Genomic DNA, 5,468 nt, shown 5'->3' with positions numbered 1-5,468 from the left:
AAAGTTGGGTGTATTTCTTCATTGTGTGCTTTCCAATTGCGAGTTGAAAAAGTCTAATGATTCTATGAATACACCTAACTTTTTCAACTAACTACAAATGTGTTGCACTTGGGATTTGAATCTGCGTATTGAAAGATTCGTCAATTGAGCCATATCAGCCAAAGATCAAAATTCGCTAATCTTAGCTTGATGAAAAGAACAGTGCTGCAAAATTGAAGGTTTGGATCAATTTTGCCCAGAAAAACAAAAATGGAAGGAACTATAAAATGAAACAATGGACGCAAGCTTTATTATTCGGTGCAGGCTTGTCTTTAGCCGCCAGTGCAGTGCAGGCTAAGCAAGTGGTCTGTGTATTCGACTTGGTCGGTAAAAACGGTGATGTCTATAACTTAATGCAAGACTATCAATTGGCGGCCAAAAACTGGGGCGCAGAAATTGAGTTACGCGTAGGTCAAAACGAAGGCGTGATTGCAGAAGATTTTAAAGCAGGAAAATGTGATGGTATTAGTGTGACGGGCATGCGTGGTCGTCAATTTAACCATTTTACAGGCTCATTAGATGCAATTGGTGCGATTCCAGATTTAAAACTGGCAGTTAAAGTCATGCAAGGTTTGGCGAGTCCTGCTTTTGCCAAATATATGCGCAATGGTCAGTATGAAGTCGCAGGTGTCATTCCTGTGGGTGATGCCTTTTTGATGGTGAATGACCGCAGTATTAATAGTGTCGCCAAAGCCGCGGGGAAAAAAATTGCTGTTTTAGATTATGACCAAGCGCAAAAAATTATGGTACAGCAAATTGGTGCGCAAGCAGTAAGTGCCGATGTCACCAATTTTGGCAGTAAATTTAACAATGGTCAGGTCGATATTATTGGTGCGCCTGCTGCAGTATTCCGTCCTTTGGAACTACATAAAGGCTTAGGCACTAAAGGCGCGATTGTGAATTATCCAATTTTACAGGTCACGGGCAATATTATTATCCGCCCAGATAAATTCCCTGCAGGTTTTGGGCAAAAATCACGTGAATGGGTGAAAGGGCAGTTACCACGTGCCTTTGGTATTTTAGGCAAAATGAAAGCCGATATTCCTGCAAAATATTGGATGCAAGTGCCTGCAGCAGATCAACCGGGTTATCAAAAAATGATGCGTGAATCGCGGATTGATTTAACTAAACGTGGTGTTTATGACAAACGCATGATGAAATTATTGTGGCAATTCCGCTGTAAAGAAGCGCCAACCAATTTTGAATGTGGCTTGCAGGACGAAAATTACAAATAATTGGAGAATCTTGAGGTAATTACTCAGAATTCACTTTAATTCTGCATCACCGTCCCAATATTGAGTATGCTATACTTGATAAGTGGTCTTTTTGCAGAAAAGACATCTGAATTGTACCTGAGGAAAATCCATCATGAATGCCCAAGCACTTGAGCTCACCGACAACGCTGCTAAAAAAGTTCGCCAATTGCGTGACAGTGAAGGTAATCAAGACTTAATGCTACGTGTATATGTGACAGGTGGCGGTTGTTCAGGATTTTCTTATGGCTTTAACTTTGCGGAAAGCCAAAATGAAGATGATGCAGAATTTGTGAATGGCGATGTAAAAATGCTGGTCGATTCACTCAGCTATCAATATTTAGTTGGCTCGGTAGTGGACTATATTGAAGGCTTGGAAGGTTCGCGTTTTGTGGTACAAAACCCGAATGCAACCACGACTTGTGGTTGTGGTTCTTCATTCTCAATCTAAGTATGATTTAAATATTTTTGAGTATCAGCATCTGAAAAAGTAGATTGATGCACTCAAAATGATCAAAGCCTTTCCTATATAGAAGAGGAAAGGCTTTTTTGTTGCTACTGATCTGGTTTAAAAGTGCATCCTTAAACCAAAGTCATGGTACCTAAAATGCGATCACCTTTAGCCCCTGTGACCGCAGGTAAATTGCCACTTAATTGCTGACAAAAACGCATTGCCAACCAAGCAAAGGCGGTGGCTTCGACCCATGTTGGGTTTAGCCCTAAATCGGCTGTACTTTGTACAGTCCATTGATGTTTGCGCAAACGCCAGCGCAATTGCTCTAGCAAATAAGAATTATAGGCACCACCGCCACAGACATAGACTTCACCTGTATCCATGCCTGAACGATAAATGGCTTTTTTAATCGCGCGGGTGGTGAGCTTTAATAAAGTCGCTTGAATATTTTCAGGATTATCTTCCAGCTCGTCATATTCCACATCATTGCGCCAATCGGCAACCTGTTCATCTAGCCATTCCAAGTTAAAGTCTTCGCGCCCTGTACTTTTGGGTGGTTCTTTAGAGAAAAAAGCATGGGCTTGTAAACGATCTAACAAGCTGCGAATCGGATGTCCATACGCAGCCCAATTGCCATTTTCATCATAAGGTTGTCCTGTGTAACGCTCACACCAAGCATCCATTAAAATATTGGCAGGCCCTGTATCAAAACCCGATACTGCTTCGGGCTGTCCTGCAGGCAACAAACTGACATTGGCAATGCCGCCTAAATTTAAAATTACCCGATGAATACTCGGATGTTGGAATAAGTTTTGATGGAAAGCGGGTACTAACGGTGCGCCTTGTCCGCCTGCAGCCATGTCACGACGACGAAAATCTGAAATTACAGGAATTTGGGTGATTTCGGTGATGATGTTCGGATCACCAATTTGTAAAGTAAAAGCATGTTCAGGACGATGACGAATGGTCTGGCCATGCGAACCAATCGCTTTAATTTGAGATTTATCCAGTTTATTTTTTTCAATCAGGCTGTTAATACCATGTCCAATCATGGTGGCTAAAGCCACATCTGCTTTGCCCATGCGGTCAATTTCATTGTCACCTGGCAAAGTCAGTGCCATGAGTTCGTCACGTAAATCGGGATCAAACGGCAAAGTCAGGGTCGCGTGGAGTTGCAGTGGATCAAAAGAAGCAGCAACAAGATCGACACCATCCATACTTGTGCCCGTCATTACCCCAATATAGATCGCTGTCATGGTTATTCTATAGCCTGCAATATGCTGAAAAAGTGTTAGTATATCGCACAAATTGAATAACTGATGTGTTTGGATTTCGTGATGTCAAATTTCCTGCCGGCTGAAGAACAACTTGCTCTCATTCAACGAGGCACGCATGAAATTATTTCTGAAGAAGATCTTCTAAAGAAATTAAAAGAGAATCGTCCTTTAAAAATTAAGGCGGGGTTTGACCCGACTGCACCTGATTTACACTTGGGGCATACGGTATTAATCAATAAATTAAAAGTATTCCAAGACTTAGGTCACGAAGTATTTTTCTTGATTGGCGATTACACTGCCATGATTGGTGACCCAACAGGTAAAAGTGCTACACGTCCGCCGTTGTCACGTGAAAAAGTCTTGGAAAATGCCAAAACGTATCAGGAACAAGTTTTTAAAATTCTTGATCCAAATAAAACCAAAGTGGTGTTTAACTCTGAATGGTTTGCAACAAAAACTGCAGCAGACTTAATTCAGTTGGCATCGCAGCAAACCGTAGCGCGTATGTTGGAACGTGATGACTTCACCAAGCGTTATAACAACCAGCAACCGATTGCGATTCACGAATTTTTGTATCCGTTGGTACAAGGTTATGACTCGGTGGCATTACAAGCCGATGTAGAATTGGGCGGTACAGACCAGACCTTTAACTTGTTGATGGGACGTACCTTGCAAGGTCGTTATGATCAGGAAGCGCAAGTTTGTATTACTGTGCCAATTCTTGAAGGCTTAGATGGCGTGAATAAAATGTCTAAATCTTTAGGCAATTATATTGGTGTATTTGATGCACCGGGTGCGATGTATCAAAAAGTCTTGTCGATGCCTGATAGTCTGATTGAGCGCTATTTTGAGTTACTCAGCTTCAAGTCGATGGATGAAATTGAAATTTTGCTTAAAGAAATGGCAGAAGGTCGTAATCCGCAAGAAATCAAAAAGATTTTGGCACTCGAATTGGTTGAGCGTTTCCACGGCAGCGAAGCTGCAGCCAATGCGCATAAAGGTGCAGGTAATATCATTACCGAAGGTGAATTACCTGAAGGTACGCCAGAAGTGACGATTTCACGTGCTGAATTTGGTGGTGAATTATTTATTGCTTCTATTGTACGTGCTGCAGGTTTAACCAAAAATGCCGCACAAGCCAAAGATGCTGTTGCACGTGGCGCAGTAAAAGTAGATTGGAATGTGGTTGATGCAGGTTTCTCGGTCAAAGAAAACGCAACATATATTATTCAGGCGGGTAAAAAAGCCATTGCCAAAGTCACATTTACGGACTAGGTCCATTCTAAGTGATTGAAATAAAAGCAGGCTTCGGTCTGCTTTTATTTTCTGTTTGGTATATTAATTATATGAATAAGTAAATTCAAAAAAAACCTTATAAAAACAACACTTAAATTTTGCCAAGTAGCTTGCATTTTTGCTCAGTTATGTATAAGATTTACCCATCTAGACACAGTGTACAAAACAGATCTAGAGGGTACTTATAACTATAGCTCCACAATTTACAAGTCCCTTCCCCAAGGGACTCTTTTTTTCGTATAACTATAATAATGATATATGGATCGCATATAGATTCAACTCCGAGGGAGAGATTTTGGGAGAGATCTCTTTCTTTTTTTTGCCTCTAGTTTTGTTGTGGTTTATATCTAAAGGTAAAATGTAAGATTACTTCTCTTTGTTTTATAAAAATTTTCTTAAAACTTTAAGACCTAAATTCAAAATTCAAAGCTAAAGCTACTTTTATACGGCAAAACCTCTTGTAGGTAGTGCATGTGGATGGCGCGATCTAAACTTGTTGAATAGAGGAGTAGACTCATTCGACTTGAAATCAATAATGTAAATGCTGAACACCAACTTTTAATCAACGGACAAGACCTCCACACTGATATGAAATCAATGATAGGTACGCCGTATGTAGGAATATGATTCTGGATAATGCAAAAGCATTTTTAACTGAGATGTAAAATTTTTTTAGATATCATAAGACAAAAAGAATTGTATACATTGGCAATCGTTGATTACAGCCTGCAAAACTTGACCGATTTGAGCCCATAAAAGTATGGATAAAAAAGCCCTCTTTACTTTGTAGATGTGAGTTTTTATTTAAATTTGATGAAAAAATAGCTAAAAAATTAAAAAACCAAGTATTTTTGTAGAAAAAAAATACATACGTGAAAAATATCCTAATTTGGGGCTTGCAAAGATTTTGAAATCCCCTAGAATGCACACATCCCGACGCGAAACAGCCTACGAACTTAGCTTACAGGGTTGAGTTGTTAGAGGTGTTTTGCGTTAAAATTTCTGCTGACGAGGCAGAAATTAAGATCATTAAGAGATTATGAAGAACAACTTGTGTGGATTTTTACTGATTGATTAATCGAAAATATTTCATTGATTGATTGGTTTAAATTACTCGAAGTTTATTTGAGCGAAATTTAAGTCAGAAAA

At 39.8% G+C, this 5,468-nt stretch carries 4 protein-coding genes; 3 read left to right on the top strand and 1 reads right to left on the bottom strand.

All coding sequences use genetic code 11. The features are described from left to right. Positions 1 to 266: 266 nt before the first annotated feature. Positions 267 to 1,274: a putative solute-binding protein gene (locus tag HYG89_RS15510; protein ID WP_131261901.1), complete on the top strand. Its 1,008-nt coding sequence runs from the start codon at positions 267 to 269 to the stop codon at positions 1,272 to 1,274. Positions 1,275 to 1,407: 133 nt separating this feature from the next. Further along, positions 1,408 to 1,743, top strand: a complete 336-nt coding sequence (gene erpA, locus HYG89_RS15505; RefSeq protein ID WP_004969742.1) for an iron-sulfur cluster insertion protein ErpA — start codon at positions 1,408 to 1,410, stop codon at positions 1,741 to 1,743. 131 nt (positions 1,744 to 1,874) lie between these two features. Here the strand turns inward: erpA and HYG89_RS15500 are convergent, their stop codons facing one another. Further along, positions 1,875 to 3,002: an anhydro-N-acetylmuramic acid kinase gene (locus tag HYG89_RS15500; protein ID WP_004969740.1), complete on the bottom strand. Its 1,128-nt coding sequence runs from the start codon at positions 3,000 to 3,002 to the stop codon at positions 1,875 to 1,877. Positions 3,003 to 3,065: 63 nt separating this feature from the next. Between HYG89_RS15500 and tyrS the strand changes: the two genes are divergently transcribed. After that, entirely contained in the window at positions 3,066 to 4,298 is a 1,233-nt protein-coding gene (gene tyrS / locus HYG89_RS15495) for a tyrosine--tRNA ligase (RefSeq protein ID WP_162164701.1), read from the top strand. Positions 4,299 to 5,468: the final 1,170 nt, after the last annotated feature.

Source organism: Acinetobacter sp. SwsAc5 (genome assembly GCF_013391485.1).
In the GTDB taxonomy this organism is placed as follows: domain Bacteria; phylum Pseudomonadota; class Gammaproteobacteria; order Pseudomonadales; family Moraxellaceae; genus Acinetobacter; species Acinetobacter towneri.
Note: the sequence above shows the minus strand (reverse complement) of the source record. Positions and strands in the feature narration are given on the sequence as shown.

Coding starts and splice junctions, on each gene's coding strand:
- tyrS (WP_162164701.1), top strand. CDS start 3,066: ATGTGTTTGGATTTCGTGATGTCAAATTTCCTGCCGGCTGAAGAACAA.
- HYG89_RS15510 (WP_131261901.1), top strand. CDS start 267: ATGAAACAATGGACGCAAGCTTTATTATTCGGTGCAGGCTTGTCTTTA.
- erpA (WP_004969742.1), top strand. CDS start 1,408: ATGAATGCCCAAGCACTTGAGCTCACCGACAACGCTGCTAAAAAAGTT.
- HYG89_RS15500 (WP_004969740.1), bottom strand. CDS start 3,002: ATGACAGCGATCTATATTGGGGTAATGACGGGCACAAGTATGGATGGT.